Origin of the sequence: Sphingobium sp. WCS2017Hpa-17 (assembly GCF_031843765.1) — a bacterium.
In the GTDB taxonomy this organism is placed as follows: Bacteria; Pseudomonadota; Alphaproteobacteria; order Sphingomonadales; family Sphingomonadaceae; genus Sphingobium.
In genome coordinates this window covers 57,210-72,265 of sequence record NZ_JAVTIV010000006.1, presented here as the reverse complement: position 1 = coordinate 72,265, position 15,056 = coordinate 57,210, and the positions used below count along the sequence as shown (strand labels likewise).

The window sequence follows — 15,056 nt, the reverse complement described above, 5'->3', positions numbered from 1 at the left end:
AGCCCCTTTCTTTCTTCTGACAGAAAGGAGAGGCCCTTCGACAAGCTCAGGGCGAACGGAGCTGAGTTTGCCGCTTAAATTACAGCGTGCGCACCCAATCGGCCGGGTCCGCCACCACGCCGCGCTGGATGCCGGTCAGTTCAGCCCGCAGCGTTTCCGTCACCAGACCGCCATCGCCATTGCCGACGGTGAAGTCGCCATCGACGCTCTTGACCGTGCCGATGGCAGTGACGACCGCCGCTGTGCCGCAGGCAAAGGCCTCGCGCAGCGTGCCGCTGGCGGCGTCTGCGCGCCACTGGGCGAAGCTATAGGGTTCCTCCCGCACATCATGGCCCTTGGCGCGGGCCAGGTCGATGATCGAATTGCGGGTGATGCCGGGCAGGATCGTGCCACCCAGCGGCGGGGTGACGATCGACCCGTCATCCATCACGAAGAAGACGTTCATGCCGCCCAGTTCCTCGACCCACTTATTTTCGGCGGCGTCGAGGAAGACGACCTGATCGCAGCCATGGCCGATCGCTTCCTTCTGCGCGACGAGGCTGGCGGCATAGTTTCCGCCGCACTTGGCGGCACCGGTGCCGCCGCGCGCGGCGCGGGTATAATGTTCGGACACCCACAGGGTCACGGCCTTCTTGCCGCCCTTGAAATAGGCGCCGACGGGCGATGCGATCACGCAGAAAATATATTCGTTCGACGGCCGAACGCCCAGAAAGGCTTCGCTCGCGAACATGAAGGGGCGCAGATAGAGGCTGCCTTCACCCGCCGGAATCCAGTCGGCGTCGATCTTCACCAGTTGTTCGATCGCTTCCATGAACAGATCCTGCGGAATGGCAGGCATCGCCAGTCGTTCAGCCGAATCCGCAAAGCGGCGGGCATTTTCTTCCGGGCGGAACATGGCGATGCTGCCATCTTCCAGCCGGTACGCCTTCATCCCTTCGAAAATTTCCTGCGCATAATGCAGCACGGCGCAGGCGGGATCGAGCTGGAAGGGCGCGCGCGCCTCGACCTTGTGGCTGTGCCAGCCCTGCCCCTCGGTATAGCGAATCGTCACCATATGGTCGGTGAAGAGCCGGCCGAAGCCCGGATCTTCGAGCAATACAGCGCGCTTGTCCGCCGGCACAGCCTGGCTGTTGCGGGTGACGGTGAAACGCGACGTCTGCTCGGCGGCCATGGTGAGTCTCCTTGTTCTGGCTCGGACGAGGCCGCCTATGTCACAGAGCGGCCAGCGAAACAATGGGTCATCTATACTGACATATTCCATGATCGGAAAAAGGCCGGTTGCGCGCTGCTGGCCTCTTCCCGCCTGCGCGCCGTCCGGTTATCGCTGCGCCATGCACTTCTTCTCCGACAATGTGACGCCCATCGCTCCCGCCGTCATGACCGCCATCGCTGATGCCGACCGGGCGGATCATGGCTATGATGGCGACGCCTGGAGCGCGCGGCTGGACGGTGCCTTTTCCGACCTGTTCGACACGCCGGTCAGCGCCTTGTGGGTGTCGACCGGCACGGCGGCCAACTGCATCGCGCTCGCCACGCTCTGCCCACCCTATGGCGGCATCCTCTGCCATGAAGAAGCACATATCATTGCCGACGAATGTGGCGCGCCGGGCTTCTTCACCCATGGCGCAACGCTGATGCCGCTTGCGGGCGACGGCGCAAAGCTCACGCCCGATCGCGTGACCGACCGGCTGAAAGCAATCCGCCCGGATGTGCATCAGGTGCCGGCCCGCACGATCAGCATCACCAACGCCACCGAATATGGATTGGTGTACACGCCCGAAGAGGTGGCCGCACTGGGCGATCTCACCAAGGCCCATGGCCTCGGTTTCCACATGGACGGCGCCCGCTTCGCCAATGCGGTCGCGCATCTGGGCTGCGCGCCTGCCGACGTCACATGGCGCGCGGGCGTGGACGCATTGTCCTTCGGCTGCGTCAAAAATGGCGGCATGGTGGGTGAAGCGCTGCTCTTCTTCGGTGAACAGGGCCCCGCCCGCGCCGCCGAAGCGAAGCGCTGGCGCAAGCGGTCTGGCCATCTCTTCTCCAAAGGTCGCTATCTCGCCGCACAAATTCTGGCCATGATCGCGAATGACCTGTGGCTGCACAACGCCCACGCCGCGAACGGCGCGGCACAGGCGCTGGCGCAGAGCGCCACAGGCCGACTGATGCACCCGGTCGAAGCGAACGAGCTGTTCGTGCGCCTGACCGCCGACGAAGCCGCCAGCCTGCGTGCGCAGGGCTTCGACTTTTACGATTGGGGTGAAGGCGCCGCGCGACTCGTCACCAACTGGTCGCAGGATGCGCAGAGCGTCGCGCCGCTGGCCGCAGCGCTCAAGGCCCTGCCCCATGGCTGAGAACGGGAAAGGGGGCATCGCGATCCCCTTCATCCTCGTCACGCTCATCTGGAGTTCGACTTGGATCGTGATCCGCGACCAGATCGGGTCGGTGCCGGCCAGCTGGTCGGTCTGCTACCGGTTCGCGCTGGCCGGGATCGCCATGGCAGCCTTTGCGCGGATGCGCGGCGTATCGCTCAACATCGGGCGCAACGGCCTGCTCTACGCCGCCCTGCTCGGCATCGCGCAGTTCGTGCTCAACTTCAATTTCGTCTACCGGGCGGAGCATTATCTGACCTCCGGCGTGGTCGCGGTCGTCTATGCGATGCTGCTAATCCCCAATTCGATCCTCGCCTTCCTCATCTTTCGCCAACCGGTCAGCCGCACCTTCATCGGTGGGTCGGTGGTGGCGATGACGGGGATCGTGCTGATGCTGCTGCATGAATATCATGCCGCACTATCTGAAGCCGGGGGCGTCCGCCCGGACATGGTGCTGCTGGGCGCGGCCTTTTCCTTCGCCGGGCTGATGAGCGCGTCGGCCGCCAATGTGATGCAGGGGATGGAAATTGCCCGCCGTCTGCCGATGGTGGCGGTGCTGGCCTGGGCGATGCTGATCGGCGCGGGGGTGGACGCGCTCTATGCCTGGGCGACGCTTGGCCCTCCGACCTTCGACAGCCGCATCGGTTATGTAATGGGCGTGGGCTGGCTGGGCATTGCGGGATCGGTCGTGACCTTCCCGCTCTATTTCACCCTGATCCAGCGCATGGGCGCGGGCCGCGCGGCCTATACCAGCGTCCTCATCCCGGTGATCGCGATGCTGATCTCGACCATATTGGAGGGCTATCGCTGGTCGGCGCTGGCCATCATCGGTGCGCTGCTGGCGACCGCCGGCATGGCCATCGCCCTGCGATCGAAGGCGGCTTAACGCGCGCCCGGCTGGTAACGCAGCTTGGCGGTATTGACCTTGTCCAGCAGGCTGGCGATCGACGGCACCGCCGCGCCCGAACGGCCGGGTACCGTCAGGTCGTTCATCCGGTGGCTGAGTTCCGAAAATCTCTGGTCGATGCGGGTCACGAGGCGGTCCTTATGAAGTGCTGCCCCACTTGTCGACCAACTCGGTTAACAAGACGTAAACCATGCGACAGATGCCTTACAGGCAGGCGCGCAATCCCTGCACATAGGTCGGATAGAGCGGCATCCAGCCCAGCAACCGCTTCGCCCGACCATTGGCGACCCGGCGATTTTCAGCATAGAAAGCCCGCGCCATCGGTGACAGCCCGGCTTCGTCCAGCGTCTGCAAAGACGGCCATGGCAGCCCCAGCAGGTCGCAGGCCGCCTCTATCACATCATTCTGCGCGCAAGGCAGGTCATCGGCCAGATTATAGGCGCCCGCAGGTCCGCCGAACGAGGCGATCACACCCGCGACGATATCGTCCACATGAATGCGGCTGAAAACCTGATCCGGCAGAGCGATGCGATGCGCCTTCCCTTCCCGCACCCGGTCCAGCGCAGAGCGGCCGGGGCCATAGATGCCGGGCAGGCGAAAGCGGCGCATGTCAGCGCGTAACTCCCCCCACGCCATATCCGCCGCCGCCCGCGCGGTCCGGCGCCCCCGCCCGACCGGGCTGGCTTCATCCACCCACGCCCCGGCCGCATCGCCATAGACGCCGGTGGAGGAAAGATAGCCGGTCCACAGTGCGGGCGCGGCGGCAATGGCGTCGCCATAGCGGGCCAGCACCGGGTCGGCGTCACCTTCAGGCGGGACGGAGGAAAGGATATGGGTTGCCCCTGCGATGGCGGCGCGGACGGCGCTGTCATCGTCAAAGGCAATATTGTCGGCAGCGGCGCGGCGGCGGACGCCGGTGATGGTCCAGCCCTCGCCGCGCAGGCGAACGGCGAGACGGGCGGCGGTATAGCCCATGCCGAGGATCAGCATATATGCCATTATTCCCCCCGTTCGGTTCGAGCGTCTCAAAAACCCCGCGCAAGGTTCTCGACAAGCTCGAACCGAACGGAGGAGGAAAGCGCTTAAACCGTAAAGCTCTCGCCGCAGCCGCAGCTGCCCTTGGCATTGGGATTGTTGAAGACGAAGCCGGCGGTGAAATCATCCTCCACCCAGTTCATCGTCGATCCGATCAGATAGAGCACCGACGCGCCGTCGATGTAGAGGACGCCGCCAGGCGTTGCGATCTTCTCGTCGAACTTGGCTTCCGTCGTCACATAGTCGACCGAATAGGCCAGACCCGAACAGCCGCGCTTGGGCGTGGACAGCTTGACGCCGATCGTGCCTTCGGGCGCCTGTGCCATCAGGTCGGCGATGCGCTGCTCCGCGCTCGGCGTCAGGAGGACGGCGGCGGGGCGGGCGCGGGTCTTGGTCTGTACGTCGGTCATTACAGCATCCCCAGTTCGAGCTTCGCTTCGTCGCTCATCTTCTGCGGATCCCATGGCGGATCCCAGACCAGATTGACCTGCGCATCGCCCACACCCGGCACCGCGCCGACCCGCAGTTCGACTTCGCCCGGCATGGATTCGGCGACCGGGCAATGCGGCGTGGTCAGCGTCATTGTGACGACGACATGGCCGTCCGTGGTGACATCGACACCATAGATCAGGCCCAGATCATAGATGTTGACCGGGATTTCCGGGTCGAAAATCTCCTTCAGGGCCTCGATCACGCCATCATAAATGTCGCCACCCGGCTCGCCGGCGGACAGTTCAGCGGGCTTCTGCGACAGGAACCCGTCCAGATAGTCGCGCTGGCGCGGCGCGGCTTCGGCCCCATCGTCCACGCGCACTTTCGGCGGCGCATCCACCGCGTCGACTTCTTCCACCATGATCTTCCGCTCGTCACTCATCCGAAAATCTTTCTGACCCGCTCAATACCTTTGACCAGCGCATCCACATCGCTGTCGTCGCTATAGATGCCAAAGCTGGCCCGTGCGGTCGCCTCCACACCCAGATGCCGCATGAGCGGCTGTGCGCAATGATGGCCGGCCCGGATCGCGACGCCCGTTTCGTCCAATATGGTGCCGACATCGTGCGGATGCACCCCCTCCACTTCAAAAGAGAGGATACCCGCACTGTCGTCCGGCCCGAAGACGCGCACGCTGTTGATCTGCTCCAATGCGGTGCGGGCCCTGGCGACCAGCGCACATTCATGCGCGTGGATGGCGTCGAGGCCGATGCCCTGCACATAGTCGATCGCAGCGGAAAGCCCGACGACGCCGGTGATATGCGGCGTCCCTGCTTCGAACCGGGTCGGCGCGGGGGCATAGGTCGTCTTTTCGAACGTCACCTTGTCGATCATCGACCCGCCCCCCTGATAGGGCGGCATGGCATCAAGCAATTCCTTGCGCCCCCACAGCACACCAATCCCGGTCGGGCCGTAGAGCTTGTGCGCGGAAAAGACGTAGAAATCGCAATCGAGCGCAGCCACATCGACGGCAAGGCGCGGCACCGCCTGACAACCGTCGATCAGGATCTTGGCGCCGACCATATGGGCGATGTCGGCGGCGCGGCGGCAATCGAGCACGCTGCCCAGGACGTTGGATACATGGGCCAGCGCGACCATCCGGTGCTGCGGCGTGATCATCGCGCGCATCGCGTCCAGGTCGATCCGGCCATCCTGCGTCAGCGGCACCACGTCGATATGGGCGCCGACCTTCTCCGCCACGATCTGCCAGGGCACGATATTGCTATGATGTTCCAGCGTGGACAGCAGGATGCGGTCGCCCGCCTTCAACTGCGTGCCCGCCCAGCATTGCGCGACCAGATTGATCCCTTCGGTCGCGCCGCGGACATAAACGATCTCGCTGTCCGACTTGGCCCCGATGAACGTCGCGACCTTCCGCCGCGCCGCTTCATAGGCCAGCGTCATGTTGGCCGACCGTTCATAGACGCCGCGATGCACCGTCGCATAATCGGGACCATAGGCCCGCGCGATCGCGTCGATGACGGCATTTGGCTTTTGCGCGGTGGCGGCACTGTCCAGATAATGCCAGTCGCCCACACCGGGGAAATCATCCCGCAAGCGCAGGCCCTGCGCGAGGTCGGTCATACCAGCGACTCCAGCTTGGCGATCGCGGCGGCTTCCAGCGCGTCCTTGACCGCTTCGTCCGCCACATCGTCGAACACGCCCGCAACAAAGGAGCGCAGCAGCAGCGTCTTGGCCGTCGCCGGGTCCATGCCGCGCGACGCCATGTAGAAGAGCGCCGCCTTGTCCAGTTCGCCGACCGTCGCGCCATGGGCGCATTTGACGTCGTCAGCGAAGATTTCCAGTTCCGGCTTGGCGTTCGCCGTCGCGGTGCGGTCCAGCAGCATCGCCTTGATCGACTGGAAGGCATCGGTGCGCTGCGCATCGCGCGCGACGTTGATGCTGCCGAGGTAGCTGCCCGTGGCGCGCTGGCCCAGGATCGATCGGATCGTCTGGCCGCTGGTCGAATCCGGCTTGGCATGGGTGACGCTGGTGATGATCTCCAGCGTCTGGTCGCCGCCGCCAAGGATCGCGCCGTTCAGCTCGAAATGCGCGTTGCTGCCGATTGTGACGTCGAACGTCACGCGCCCCAGCTTCCCACCGACATTGAGCACATGAAAATCGCACCGCGCCCCGTCCGCGATGGTGATGACATAATCATGCACCGCCGCCGCGTCTTCGCCTGCATCCTGCAACAGATGATGGCGTACGCTTTCCCCGGCGGCAACGTCGATGCGCGTAGGCGCGGGCGTCGGCCAGATGGCGGCGACAGCCTCCACATCGCTATAGCGCCAGGCTTCGTCCTTGCGCGTGGGAAGGGCCAACGCGGTCACGCGGACACCACCTCGGCATAGCCTTCGCGTTCCAGTTCCAGCGCCAGTTCGGGACCGCCCGACTTGACGATCCGGCCGGCGGCCAGAACATGCACGAAGTCCGGCTTCACATAATCGAGCAGCCGCTGATAATGCGTGATCAGCAGCACGGCCTTGTCAGGCTTGCGCATGATCGCGTTGATGCCGGCGCCCACGATCTTCAATGCGTCGATGTCGAGGCCGCTGTCCGTTTCATCCAGGATCGCCAGCCTGGGGTCGAGAATCCCCATCTGCACCATTTCGGCGCGCTTCTTTTCGCCGCCCGAAAAACCGACATTCACCGGACGCTTCAGCATTTCCATGTCGAGGCCGAGCAGACCGGCCTTTTCCTTGGCCAGCTTGATGAACTCGCCACCGTTCAATTCCTTCTCGCCACGCGCGCGGCGCTGCGAATTGAGGCTTTCGCGCAGGAATTGCAGGTTGGAGACACCCGGAATCTCGACCGGATATTGGAAGCCCAGGAACAACCCGGCCGCCGCACGCTCATGCGGCTCCAGTTCGAACAGGTCCGCGCCCTCGAAGGTCGCTCTGCCGCCCGTCACTTCATAGTTGGGACGGCCGCCCAGCGTATAGGCCAGCGTGGACTTGCCCGCGCCGTTCGGCCCCATGATCGCGTGGATTTCGCCCGCGTTGATCTGGAGCGACAGGCCCTTCAGGATCGCCTTGCCGTCGATTTCGTTGGTCAGATTGTCGATCGTCAGCATCAGTCTTCAGTCCTTATGGGCGCGCTGGAGCGTCCGCGCGGTCCAGAAAGCCATGTCGCGCACATCGCCCGGCGCGGGGAACAGCGTGTCGATATGGCGCTTGATCGGCATATAGGGCCACCAGTCGGCATCCGGTTCCGGCGCGCCCTTTTCCAGCAGCGCGACGACGAATTCGCTGACCGGCCCCATGCGGGCCAGGTTGGGCGCCTTCGCCTTGTGGAACGCCTTGTCCTTGCGCAGCTTATCGGTGAAGGCCACGTCGCCCGCTTCCAGCGCGGCGCGGCTCTCCGCCTCATAGGCGTCGAGGTCACCGAAATCCTTGGCGGCGCGGGCCTGCAACTCGCCCTCTTCCAGCTCATAATCTTCGGTCAGGATACGGATCGCAGCAGTCCATGACTGGCCATTGCTCACATCCTCCGCGAAATCCGCGAGGGCATCCTGAATATCGTCTTCGTCGCTCAACTCTCAGTCCTTCAAGCTCTTAAATTCCACGTCACCCTGAACTTGTTTCAGGGTCCATTTCTCCCCCAACCCTCGCCTGCGACGGCGAAATGGATGCTGAAACAAGTTCAGCATGACGGGGGAATGATATTATCCCACGCTGCCTTCAAGACTGATGCCGAGCAGCTTCTGCGCCTCCACGGCAAATTCCATCGGCAGCTGTTGCAGCACTTCACGCGCGAAACCGTTGACGATCAGCGACACCGCGCTTTCCTGATCCAGCCCGCGCTGCATGGCGTAAAACAGCTGATCGTCGCTGATCTTGCTGGTCGTCGCCTCATGCTCAATCTGCGCACTGGGGTTGCGCACTTCGATATAGGGCACGGTGTGCGCGCCGCACTGGTCGCCCAGCAACAGGCTGTCGCACTGAGTGAAGTTGCGCACGCCCTCCGCGCCCGGCGCCACGCGCACCAACCCGCGATAGGTGTTGTTGCTGCGGCCGGCGCTGATCCCCTTCGACACGATGGTCGAGCGGCTGCCCTTGCCATTATGGATCATCTTGGTGCCGGTATCGGCCTGTTGCAGGTTGTTGGTCAGCGCCACGGAGTAGAATTCGCCCACGCTGTTTTCGCCATTCAGCACGCAGGACGGATATTTCCAGGTGATCGCCGACCCGGTTTCCACCTGCGTCCACGAAACCTTGCTGTTGCGGCCCTGGCACAGCGCCCGCTTGGTCACGAAATTATAGATGCCGCCCTTGCCGTCCGCGTCGCCGGGATACCAGTTCTGGACGGTGCTGTACTTGATCTCCGCATCGTCCAGCGCGACCAGTTCCACGACTGCGGCGTGCAGCTGATTTTCATCGCGCATCGGCGCGGTGCAGCCTTCGAGATAGGACACATAGCTGCCTTCGTCCGCGACGATCAGGGTGCGTTCGAACTGCCCGGTATTTTCCGCGTTGATGCGGAAATAGGTCGACAGCTCCATCGGACAGCGCACGCCCTTGGGAATGTAGACGAAGGTGCCGTCGGAAAAGACCGCGCAGTTGAGCGTCGCAAAATAATTGTCGTGCATCGGCACGATCTTGCCGAGCCACTTCTTCACCAGATCGGGAAATTCGCGCACGGCTTCGCTGATCGAGCGGAAGATGACGCCCGCTTCCTCCAGCTCCTTGCGGAAGGTGGTGGCGACGCTGACGCTGTCGAACACGGCGTCGACCGCAATCTTGCGGCTACCCTTTACGCCCGCCAGCATCTCCTGCTCGGCGATCGGAATGCCCAGCTTCTGATAGGTCGCCAGGATTTCGGGATCGACCTGATCCAGCGAATCCAGTTCGATCTTCTTTTTCGGCTCCGCGTAATAATAGGCGTCCTGATAGTCGATCGGCGGGACGTTCAGCTTCGCCCAGTCCGGCGCATCCATCTTCTGCCACATGGCGAACGCCTTCAGCCGCCAGTCGAGCAGCCATTGCGGCTCGTTCTTCTTGGCGGAAATGAAGCGGACCGTATCCTCGTTCAGCCCCTTGGGCGCGAAGTCCTGCTCGATGGCGGACGACCAGCCATGTTCGTAGGTCGACGCGCGATCGGCGGCGTCCTGCGCTTCCTGGTTGCGAACGGTGGTTGCTTGTTCAGTCATGCCATTTCTCGTGTCAGACTGGCGATCGTCACCCCCGCGAGCGCTTCGCGGATGGCATTGTTCGCCACATTCATGTGCGGACGGATGCGGCAATCCTGTTCCAGATTGCAGTCATGCGCCCCTTGTTCGCTACACGCGGTCATGGCGATCGGTCCTTCGACCGCCTCCACCACATCGGCCAGCGTGATGGTGGCCGGCGGGCGCGACAGGCGTACGCCACCACCGGTGCCCCGGCTCGATTCGAGCAGGCCGGCGGCCGACAGGCGGCTCACCAGCTTCTGCGCGGTGGGCAGCGGAATGCCGGTTTCGGCCGACAAGGTGGTCGCGTTCATCTTGAGATGCTTGTTGGTCGCAGGGTCAAACCCCGCTCCTGCGCCACAGTGGCGCGCGGCGGCGGACATCAGCACGACCGCATAGTCAGCGAAGCTCGACAGTTTCATGTCGCGACACGCGCCCTTCAAAGTTGCGAACCATTCTCAAATCGGACTGATTCCATCCGATTGGGCGCATGTGGTCGCAAGCGGACCGTTAATCAAGGAAATTTTGCTTGGGCGCGATTAACTCAGGCGGTTCAAAACCGCCACATCGCCGCCCAGCGAGCGCCGCAGCAGGGTCAGTTGCGCAACCGCCGACGGCTCCGTCTGCAACTGGTGCGGGGTCAGGCCGATGAAATGCTTGATCTCCCGGATGAAGTGCGACTGGTCGTAAAAGCCGCCCTCCTCGCACAGCTGCTGCCAGCTGTCGCCATCCAGCGCGATCCGCGCCGAACAGCGCAACGCTCGATATTTGCGCGCCAGCAGCTTGGGCGGCGCGCCATAATATTTATTGGCCAGCCGCGCGAGTTGGCGCGGCGACAGGTCGGTCGCCTCGGCCAATGTCTCGATTTTGGGCGACCCTTCGTCCACCAGCCAGGCGTCGATCGCCGCCAGCAATGCCCATGTAGCCGGGCGCAACGGGCGGACCAGCTTCCCCAATTCCGCCCAGCATAGCGCCGCCATTGCATCGGCATCATCGCCCAGTGCGCGCAGCCCCTCCAACAGGCGATGATGGACCTCGCCCCGCTCCGCTGCCAGATCGCACAGCCGATCGGCCAGACTGCTGGCATCGCCGCCATGCAACGCAATCCATCCCGCCGGCAGCAGGGAAATGCCCATCAGCCGCAGCGGCCGGTCCAGCACGAAACGCGTGGCCCCCATGGTCGGCCCCAGCAGGCAGACGTCGGGCGTCGCCATCGCCGTTCCGTCCTGGAACTGATAATGACCGCCGCCCTCCAGCATCAACCGCAACTGTGGCACATCGGCACGGGTGGCGTCGGCATAATGGTCAGCGGACACGGTAAAGAAGTAGAGCGAACCGAAATAGGAACGCAAATGCGAAGGCGGCGCGAAATAGCGCAACCGCACCGGCCCCTGCGCCGCATCCACCGCGTAGGATAGCGGCCCCCTGTCATCCGGCAGCGCTATGGCGCGTGCCGCATTTTCGCTGTGATGCGACCCCATCTTTTCACCCCTGCCGATCACTATGCGCCAACGCGACGGCGGCGCAAGCGTCCGAAAGGGAAAATCGTAAAGTTTTTCGACAGCTAGCAGCCATGGCCCAAAAAAATGACCCGGCGATTTTCATCGCCGGGTCAGTAAAAGGTCTCATAGGCCATAGGCCTGAGAGCCTTCGGGTCGCAAGGCGGCTTTACGCCCGAATCACAGCAACTTTATTGGATGAAACGGACATTTTTCCGCTGCAAACGGTCTCATTCATGACGTTTCTTGTCATGAAATAACCAAGAGGGGTCGCTGTTGCTGCATGGCAACAGCCTCTCGACGAATAGGCGGTCCGCTGGCATAGGCTTGGCGCATGTCCTACCGCCTGATCCGCCCGCTGCTCTTCGCTCTGGATGCCGAGCGCGCCCATCATTTGTCGATCGCCGCGCTGCGCTTCATGCCGACGCCCGCGCCGCTCGCCCCCGATCCGATGCTGGAGTCGGTGGTCGCCGGAATCCGTTTCCCCAACCCGGTCGGCCTGGCGGCGGGCTATGACAAGGATGGGCGGATCGCGCACAAGATGCACGGCCTGGGCTTTGGTTTTGCCGAACTTGGCACGCTGACCCCGCTGGCCCAGCCGGGCAATCCCCAGCCACGCCTGTTCCGGCTGGTGGAGGACCGCGCCGTCATCAACCGCTTCGGCTTCAACAATGGCGGTCAGGGCGCCGCGGCCGACCGCATCGCCCGCTATCGCCAGCCGAAAGGGGACGGCCCGGTCATCGGCATCAATATCGGCGCGAACAAGGACGCGACGGCCGCCGGGCGCGGCGTAGCCGACTATGCCACCGGCGTGCGCGTCATGGCGCCGCTGGCCGATTATCTGACCGTCAACATCTCCTCTCCCAACACGCCGGGCCTGCGTGCCTTGCAGGGCCGGGCAGCGCTGGACGACCTGCTGTCGGCCGTGATGGCGGCGCGTGGCACCGATACCACGCCCATCTTTCTGAAGGTCGCACCCGATCTGGATCCGGCCGATGTGGAAGATATCGCCGCTGCCTGCCTCGACCACCGCGTCGATGCGCTGACCGTGTCCAACACTACCATCACCCGCCCCGCACTCAAATCGGCCCATGCCGGTGAAGCGGGCGGCCTGTCGGGCGCGCCGCTGACCGACCTGTCGCTGGATCGGCTACGGGACTTCCGTCGCCTGCTCGGCACCCGCCTGCCGCTGATCGGCGTCGGCGGCATCGCCAATGCGGATCAGGCCTATGCCCGTATCCGCGCCGGCGCATCGCTGGTCCAGCTTTACAGCGCCCTGGTCTATGAAGGGCCGTACCTCGCCAGGCGGATCAACGCGGGCCTGAAGGCGCTGATGGCGCGGGATGGGGTGAAGAATGTGGCAGAGATCGTGGGCGTCGACGCCTGATCCATAGCCGCGGCGGCTTGGGGCAGTTCAGAAGCCGCCCATGCTATGCTCCTCAACCTTCTTGCCGGTGCGGGCTTCATAGCAGGCCAGATAAGATCCAGCCCCGTCTGCCGCCGTCGATCGCAGGTCGACGCAAATCCGATCCGACAGGCGCATGACCATCGGGAAAGTCTTTCGTTCCTGCGCGGCTTCAGGAAAGATTGCGCGCGCATCCTTCCGGGCTTTTTCCACCCAAGCTGTGTCGTCCCGCCGCACAAGCGGTAGATTTGCACGAGGATAAAGAGTCACGAGCACGGCAAACCCTACAACCAGTAATATGGTCAGCCCGATAATGATGGATCGACTGGACATGTGCATGATCAAACATCAACGGCAACGGAGCCTGCCCCGCAAGCGAAAATCCCCTACAACGGCTCAAAATGCTTGGGGGCCCAAGTCAATTGAAAGGGTTGCGGCAGGCAACCTTATGGCTAGGGTAACTGGCATGATCCTTCGCCTTTCTGGCCTGCTGGCCTCGCTCGCCCTCACCGTCCTAGCACCCCTGCCCGCTCTCGCCCGCGAGCCAATATCGACCAACGCCACCGTCTCCGCCGCCGATCCGCGCGCGGCTCAGGCCGGGCAGGAGATTTTGCGTCAGGGTGGCAGCGCCACCGACGCCGCGATCGCGATGATGCTGACGCTGAACGTCGTGGAACCGCATAATAGCGGTATCGGCGGCGGCGGCTTTCTGATGCACCATGACGGCACGACCGGCCTGCTGGAATCGATCGACGGCCGCGAAACCGCGCCCGCCGCCGCGCGGCCCGATCGCTTCATGGGACCGGACGGCAAACCCCTGCCCTTCATGCAGGCCTGGCCGGGCGGCTATTCTGCCGGCGTGCCGGGCAATCTGCGCATGGCATGGGACGCCCACAAAAAATGGGGCAAGCTGCCCTGGGCCGATCTGTTCGCGCCCGCGATCCGCTATGCCGAAGACGGCTTTGATCTCGGCGAACGCACCGCTACCGCACTGCGCGCCACGCAGGGTATCTGGGCCGATTTCCCCGAAATCCAGAAAGCCTTCTGGATCGACGGCGCACCGCCGCCGGTCGGCACGCACCTGAAAAACCTGCCGCTCGCCGCCCTGTTCAAGCGGATTGCGGCGGAAGGTCCGGACGCCTTCTACACCGGCGAAAATGCCCGCCTGATCAGCCAAGCCGTCACCAACGCACCCAAGAATCCGGTGCCGATGACGGAAGCCGACCTCGCCGGCTATCAGGCCAAACCGCGCAAGCCGGTCTGCGGCCACTACCGCGCCTATACCGTCTGCGGCATGGGGCCAGTGTCCGCCGGCGGCGTCACCGTGCTGGAAATTCTCGGCATGGTGGAGCGCTTCCCGCTGGCCCAATGGGGTAAGGATGATCCGCGCAGCTGGCATGTGATCGGCGAAGCGATGCAGCTGGCCTATGCCGATCGCGACACATGGCTGGGCGATCCCGATTTCGTGTCCGTGCCGGTCAGCGGCATGATCGACCCCGCCTATCTCAAGCAACGCTCCTCGCTCATCCGCCTGAACAAGGCTCTGGGTGCCTATAAGCCCGGCACGCCCCCCGGCGCCCAGCCGCGCACGGCCTCGCTGCCCCAGCCCGAAAGCGGCACCAGCCATTTCGTCGCGGTGGACCGCAATGGCGATATCGCCGCCTGGACCTCCACGATCGAAAGCTTCTTCGGCAGCCAGTTGATCGCCAATGGCGTGATCCTGAACAATGAACTGACCGATTTCAGCTTCACGCCCGAAAAGGACGGCAAGCCGGTCGCCAACCGGGTGGAGGCGGGCAAGCGCCCCCTCTCCTCCATGTCGCCGACCATCGTCTATGACGACAAGGGCACACCGATCTTCACCGTCGGCGCGGCGGGCGGCAAGACCATCATCATGCAGGTGGCCAAGGCGCTGATCGCCCATTTCGACTGGGGCCTGTCCGCGCAGGATTCGATCGCCCACGGCCTCGTCTTCTTCAACGGCGACGGGCTGGTGCTGGAACAGGGCACGTCGCTGGAGGCGATGAAGGGACCGCTGGAGAAGCTCGGCCATCGCGTCAGCGTCAACCGCATGGGCCTGAAGGCCAATGCCGCCGAACGCCTGCCCGATGGCCATTGGCAGGGCGCCGCCGACCCGCGCAGTCCGGGGGTTTCGTTGCAGGAATAAAAGTACGTCATT

General features: G+C 63.8%; 17 protein-coding genes. 4 read left to right on the top strand and 13 right to left on the bottom strand.

The annotated features are described in order from the left end of the window. Window positions 1-79 precede the first annotated feature (79 nt). Window positions 80-1,171 carry a branched-chain amino acid aminotransferase gene (locus RQH62_RS11375; protein ID WP_311268873.1) on the bottom strand — a complete coding sequence of 364 codons (1,092 nt, stop codon included), beginning with the start codon at window positions 1,169-1,171 and terminating at the stop codon, window positions 80-82. Between the two features lie 160 nt (window positions 1,172-1,331). On the opposite strand from RQH62_RS11375, the gene RQH62_RS11370 reads away from it, so the two are divergent. Beyond that, window positions 1,332-2,351: a beta-eliminating lyase-related protein gene (locus RQH62_RS11370; protein ID WP_311268872.1), complete on the top strand. Its 1,020-nt coding sequence runs from the start codon at window positions 1,332-1,334 to the stop codon at window positions 2,349-2,351. Continuing rightward, complete coding sequence (locus RQH62_RS11365) at window positions 2,344-3,255, top strand: DMT family transporter (RefSeq protein ID WP_311268871.1); 912 nt, start codon at window positions 2,344-2,346, stop codon at window positions 3,253-3,255. Before RQH62_RS11370 ends, RQH62_RS11365 begins: the two co-directional genes overlap by 8 nt. Here the strand turns inward: RQH62_RS11365 and RQH62_RS11360 are convergent. The 11 genes from RQH62_RS11360 to RQH62_RS11310 all read right to left on the bottom strand — a co-directional run bounded on the left by RQH62_RS11360 (window position 3,252) and on the right by RQH62_RS11310 (window position 11,454). Further along, window positions 3,252-3,404, bottom strand: a complete 153-nt coding sequence (locus tag RQH62_RS11360; RefSeq protein ID WP_311268870.1) for a hypothetical protein — start codon at window positions 3,402-3,404, stop codon at window positions 3,252-3,254. The genes RQH62_RS11365 and RQH62_RS11360 overlap by 4 nt on opposite strands. A gap of 76 nt (window positions 3,405-3,480) precedes the next feature. After that, window positions 3,481-4,275 (bottom strand): SDR family NAD(P)-dependent oxidoreductase, encoded by a 795-nt coding sequence (locus tag RQH62_RS11355; RefSeq protein ID WP_311268869.1) that lies wholly within the window; start codon window positions 4,273-4,275, stop codon window positions 3,481-3,483. Window positions 4,276-4,358: 83 nt separating this feature from the next. Next, on the bottom strand, window positions 4,359-4,721 hold the full coding sequence (locus RQH62_RS11350) for an iron-sulfur cluster assembly accessory protein (RefSeq protein WP_311268868.1): 363 nt from the start codon (window positions 4,719-4,721) through the stop codon (window positions 4,359-4,361). Further along, window positions 4,721-5,185 carry an SUF system Fe-S cluster assembly protein gene (locus tag RQH62_RS11345; protein WP_311268867.1) on the bottom strand — a complete coding sequence of 155 codons (465 nt, stop codon included), beginning with the start codon at window positions 5,183-5,185 and terminating at the stop codon, window positions 4,721-4,723. The genes RQH62_RS11350 and RQH62_RS11345 overlap by 1 nt, the downstream gene beginning before the upstream one ends. Next, window positions 5,182-6,387: a cysteine desulfurase gene (locus RQH62_RS11340; protein ID WP_311268866.1), complete on the bottom strand. Its 1,206-nt coding sequence runs from the start codon at window positions 6,385-6,387 to the stop codon at window positions 5,182-5,184. The genes RQH62_RS11345 and RQH62_RS11340 overlap by 4 nt, the downstream gene beginning before the upstream one ends. Then, on the bottom strand, window positions 6,384-7,136 hold the full coding sequence (locus RQH62_RS11335; RefSeq protein WP_311268865.1) for a SufD family Fe-S cluster assembly protein: 753 nt from the start codon (window positions 7,134-7,136) through the stop codon (window positions 6,384-6,386). The genes RQH62_RS11340 and RQH62_RS11335 overlap by 4 nt, the downstream gene beginning before the upstream one ends. Then, window positions 7,133-7,879: a Fe-S cluster assembly ATPase SufC gene (sufC, locus tag RQH62_RS11330; protein WP_311268864.1), complete on the bottom strand. Its 747-nt coding sequence runs from the start codon at window positions 7,877-7,879 to the stop codon at window positions 7,133-7,135. The genes RQH62_RS11335 and sufC overlap by 4 nt, the downstream gene beginning before the upstream one ends. Before the next feature lie 6 nt (window positions 7,880-7,885). Beyond that, a complete protein-coding gene (locus tag RQH62_RS11325) occupies window positions 7,886-8,341 on the bottom strand; it encodes a hypothetical protein (RefSeq protein WP_311268863.1) in 456 nt (151 codons plus the stop codon). Between the two features lie 129 nt (window positions 8,342-8,470). Further along, entirely contained in the window at window positions 8,471-9,955 is a 1,485-nt protein-coding gene (gene sufB / locus RQH62_RS11320) for a Fe-S cluster assembly protein SufB (RefSeq protein ID WP_311268862.1), read from the bottom strand. After that, the gene (locus RQH62_RS11315) at window positions 9,952-10,395 is read right to left on the bottom strand and encodes an Rrf2 family transcriptional regulator (RefSeq protein ID WP_311268861.1); all 444 of its coding nucleotides are present in this window, start codon (window positions 10,393-10,395) and stop codon (window positions 9,952-9,954) included. The genes sufB and RQH62_RS11315 overlap by 4 nt, the downstream gene beginning before the upstream one ends. A gap of 117 nt (window positions 10,396-10,512) precedes the next feature. Next, the gene (locus RQH62_RS11310; RefSeq protein ID WP_311268860.1) at window positions 10,513-11,454 is read right to left on the bottom strand and encodes a helix-turn-helix domain-containing protein; all 942 of its coding nucleotides are present in this window, start codon (window positions 11,452-11,454) and stop codon (window positions 10,513-10,515) included. Between the two features lie 352 nt (window positions 11,455-11,806). Here RQH62_RS11310 and RQH62_RS11305 point away from each other — a divergent pair, with 352 nt between their 5' ends. After that, window positions 11,807-12,859: a quinone-dependent dihydroorotate dehydrogenase gene (locus RQH62_RS11305; protein WP_311268859.1), complete on the top strand. Its 1,053-nt coding sequence runs from the start codon at window positions 11,807-11,809 to the stop codon at window positions 12,857-12,859. Window positions 12,860-12,886: 27 nt separating this feature from the next. On the opposite strand, the gene RQH62_RS11300 is transcribed toward RQH62_RS11305, so the two are convergent. Further along, window positions 12,887-13,216 carry a hypothetical protein gene (locus tag RQH62_RS11300; RefSeq protein WP_311268858.1) on the bottom strand — a complete coding sequence of 110 codons (330 nt, stop codon included), beginning with the start codon at window positions 13,214-13,216 and terminating at the stop codon, window positions 12,887-12,889. 127 nt (window positions 13,217-13,343) lie between these two features. Here RQH62_RS11300 and ggt point away from each other — a divergent pair, with 127 nt between their 5' ends. Next, window positions 13,344-15,044 carry a gamma-glutamyltransferase gene (gene ggt, locus RQH62_RS11295; RefSeq protein ID WP_311268857.1) on the top strand — a complete coding sequence of 567 codons (1,701 nt, stop codon included), beginning with the start codon at window positions 13,344-13,346 and terminating at the stop codon, window positions 15,042-15,044. Window positions 15,045-15,056 lie beyond the last annotated feature (12 nt).

Coding starts and splice junctions, on each gene's coding strand:
- RQH62_RS11375 (WP_311268873.1), bottom strand. CDS start 1,171: ATGGCCGCCGAGCAGACGTCGCGTTTCACCGTCACCCGCAACAGCCAG.
- RQH62_RS11370 (WP_311268872.1), top strand. CDS start 1,332: ATGCACTTCTTCTCCGACAATGTGACGCCCATCGCTCCCGCCGTCATG.
- RQH62_RS11365 (WP_311268871.1), top strand. CDS start 2,344: ATGGCTGAGAACGGGAAAGGGGGCATCGCGATCCCCTTCATCCTCGTC.
- RQH62_RS11355 (WP_311268869.1), bottom strand. CDS start 4,275: ATGGCATATATGCTGATCCTCGGCATGGGCTATACCGCCGCCCGTCTC.
- RQH62_RS11350 (WP_311268868.1), bottom strand. CDS start 4,721: ATGACCGACGTACAGACCAAGACCCGCGCCCGCCCCGCCGCCGTCCTC.
- RQH62_RS11345 (WP_311268867.1), bottom strand. CDS start 5,185: ATGAGTGACGAGCGGAAGATCATGGTGGAAGAAGTCGACGCGGTGGAT.
- RQH62_RS11340 (WP_311268866.1), bottom strand. CDS start 6,387: ATGACCGACCTCGCGCAGGGCCTGCGCTTGCGGGATGATTTCCCCGGT.
- sufC (WP_311268864.1), bottom strand. CDS start 7,879: ATGCTGACGATCGACAATCTGACCAACGAAATCGACGGCAAGGCGATC.
- sufB (WP_311268862.1), bottom strand. CDS start 9,955: ATGACTGAACAAGCAACCACCGTTCGCAACCAGGAAGCGCAGGACGCC.
- RQH62_RS11315 (WP_311268861.1), bottom strand. CDS start 10,395: ATGAAACTGTCGAGCTTCGCTGACTATGCGGTCGTGCTGATGTCCGCC.
- RQH62_RS11310 (WP_311268860.1), bottom strand. CDS start 11,454: ATGGGGTCGCATCACAGCGAAAATGCGGCACGCGCCATAGCGCTGCCG.
- RQH62_RS11305 (WP_311268859.1), top strand. CDS start 11,807: ATGTCCTACCGCCTGATCCGCCCGCTGCTCTTCGCTCTGGATGCCGAG.
- RQH62_RS11300 (WP_311268858.1), bottom strand. CDS start 13,216: ATGCACATGTCCAGTCGATCCATCATTATCGGGCTGACCATATTACTG.
- ggt (WP_311268857.1), top strand. CDS start 13,344: ATGATCCTTCGCCTTTCTGGCCTGCTGGCCTCGCTCGCCCTCACCGTC.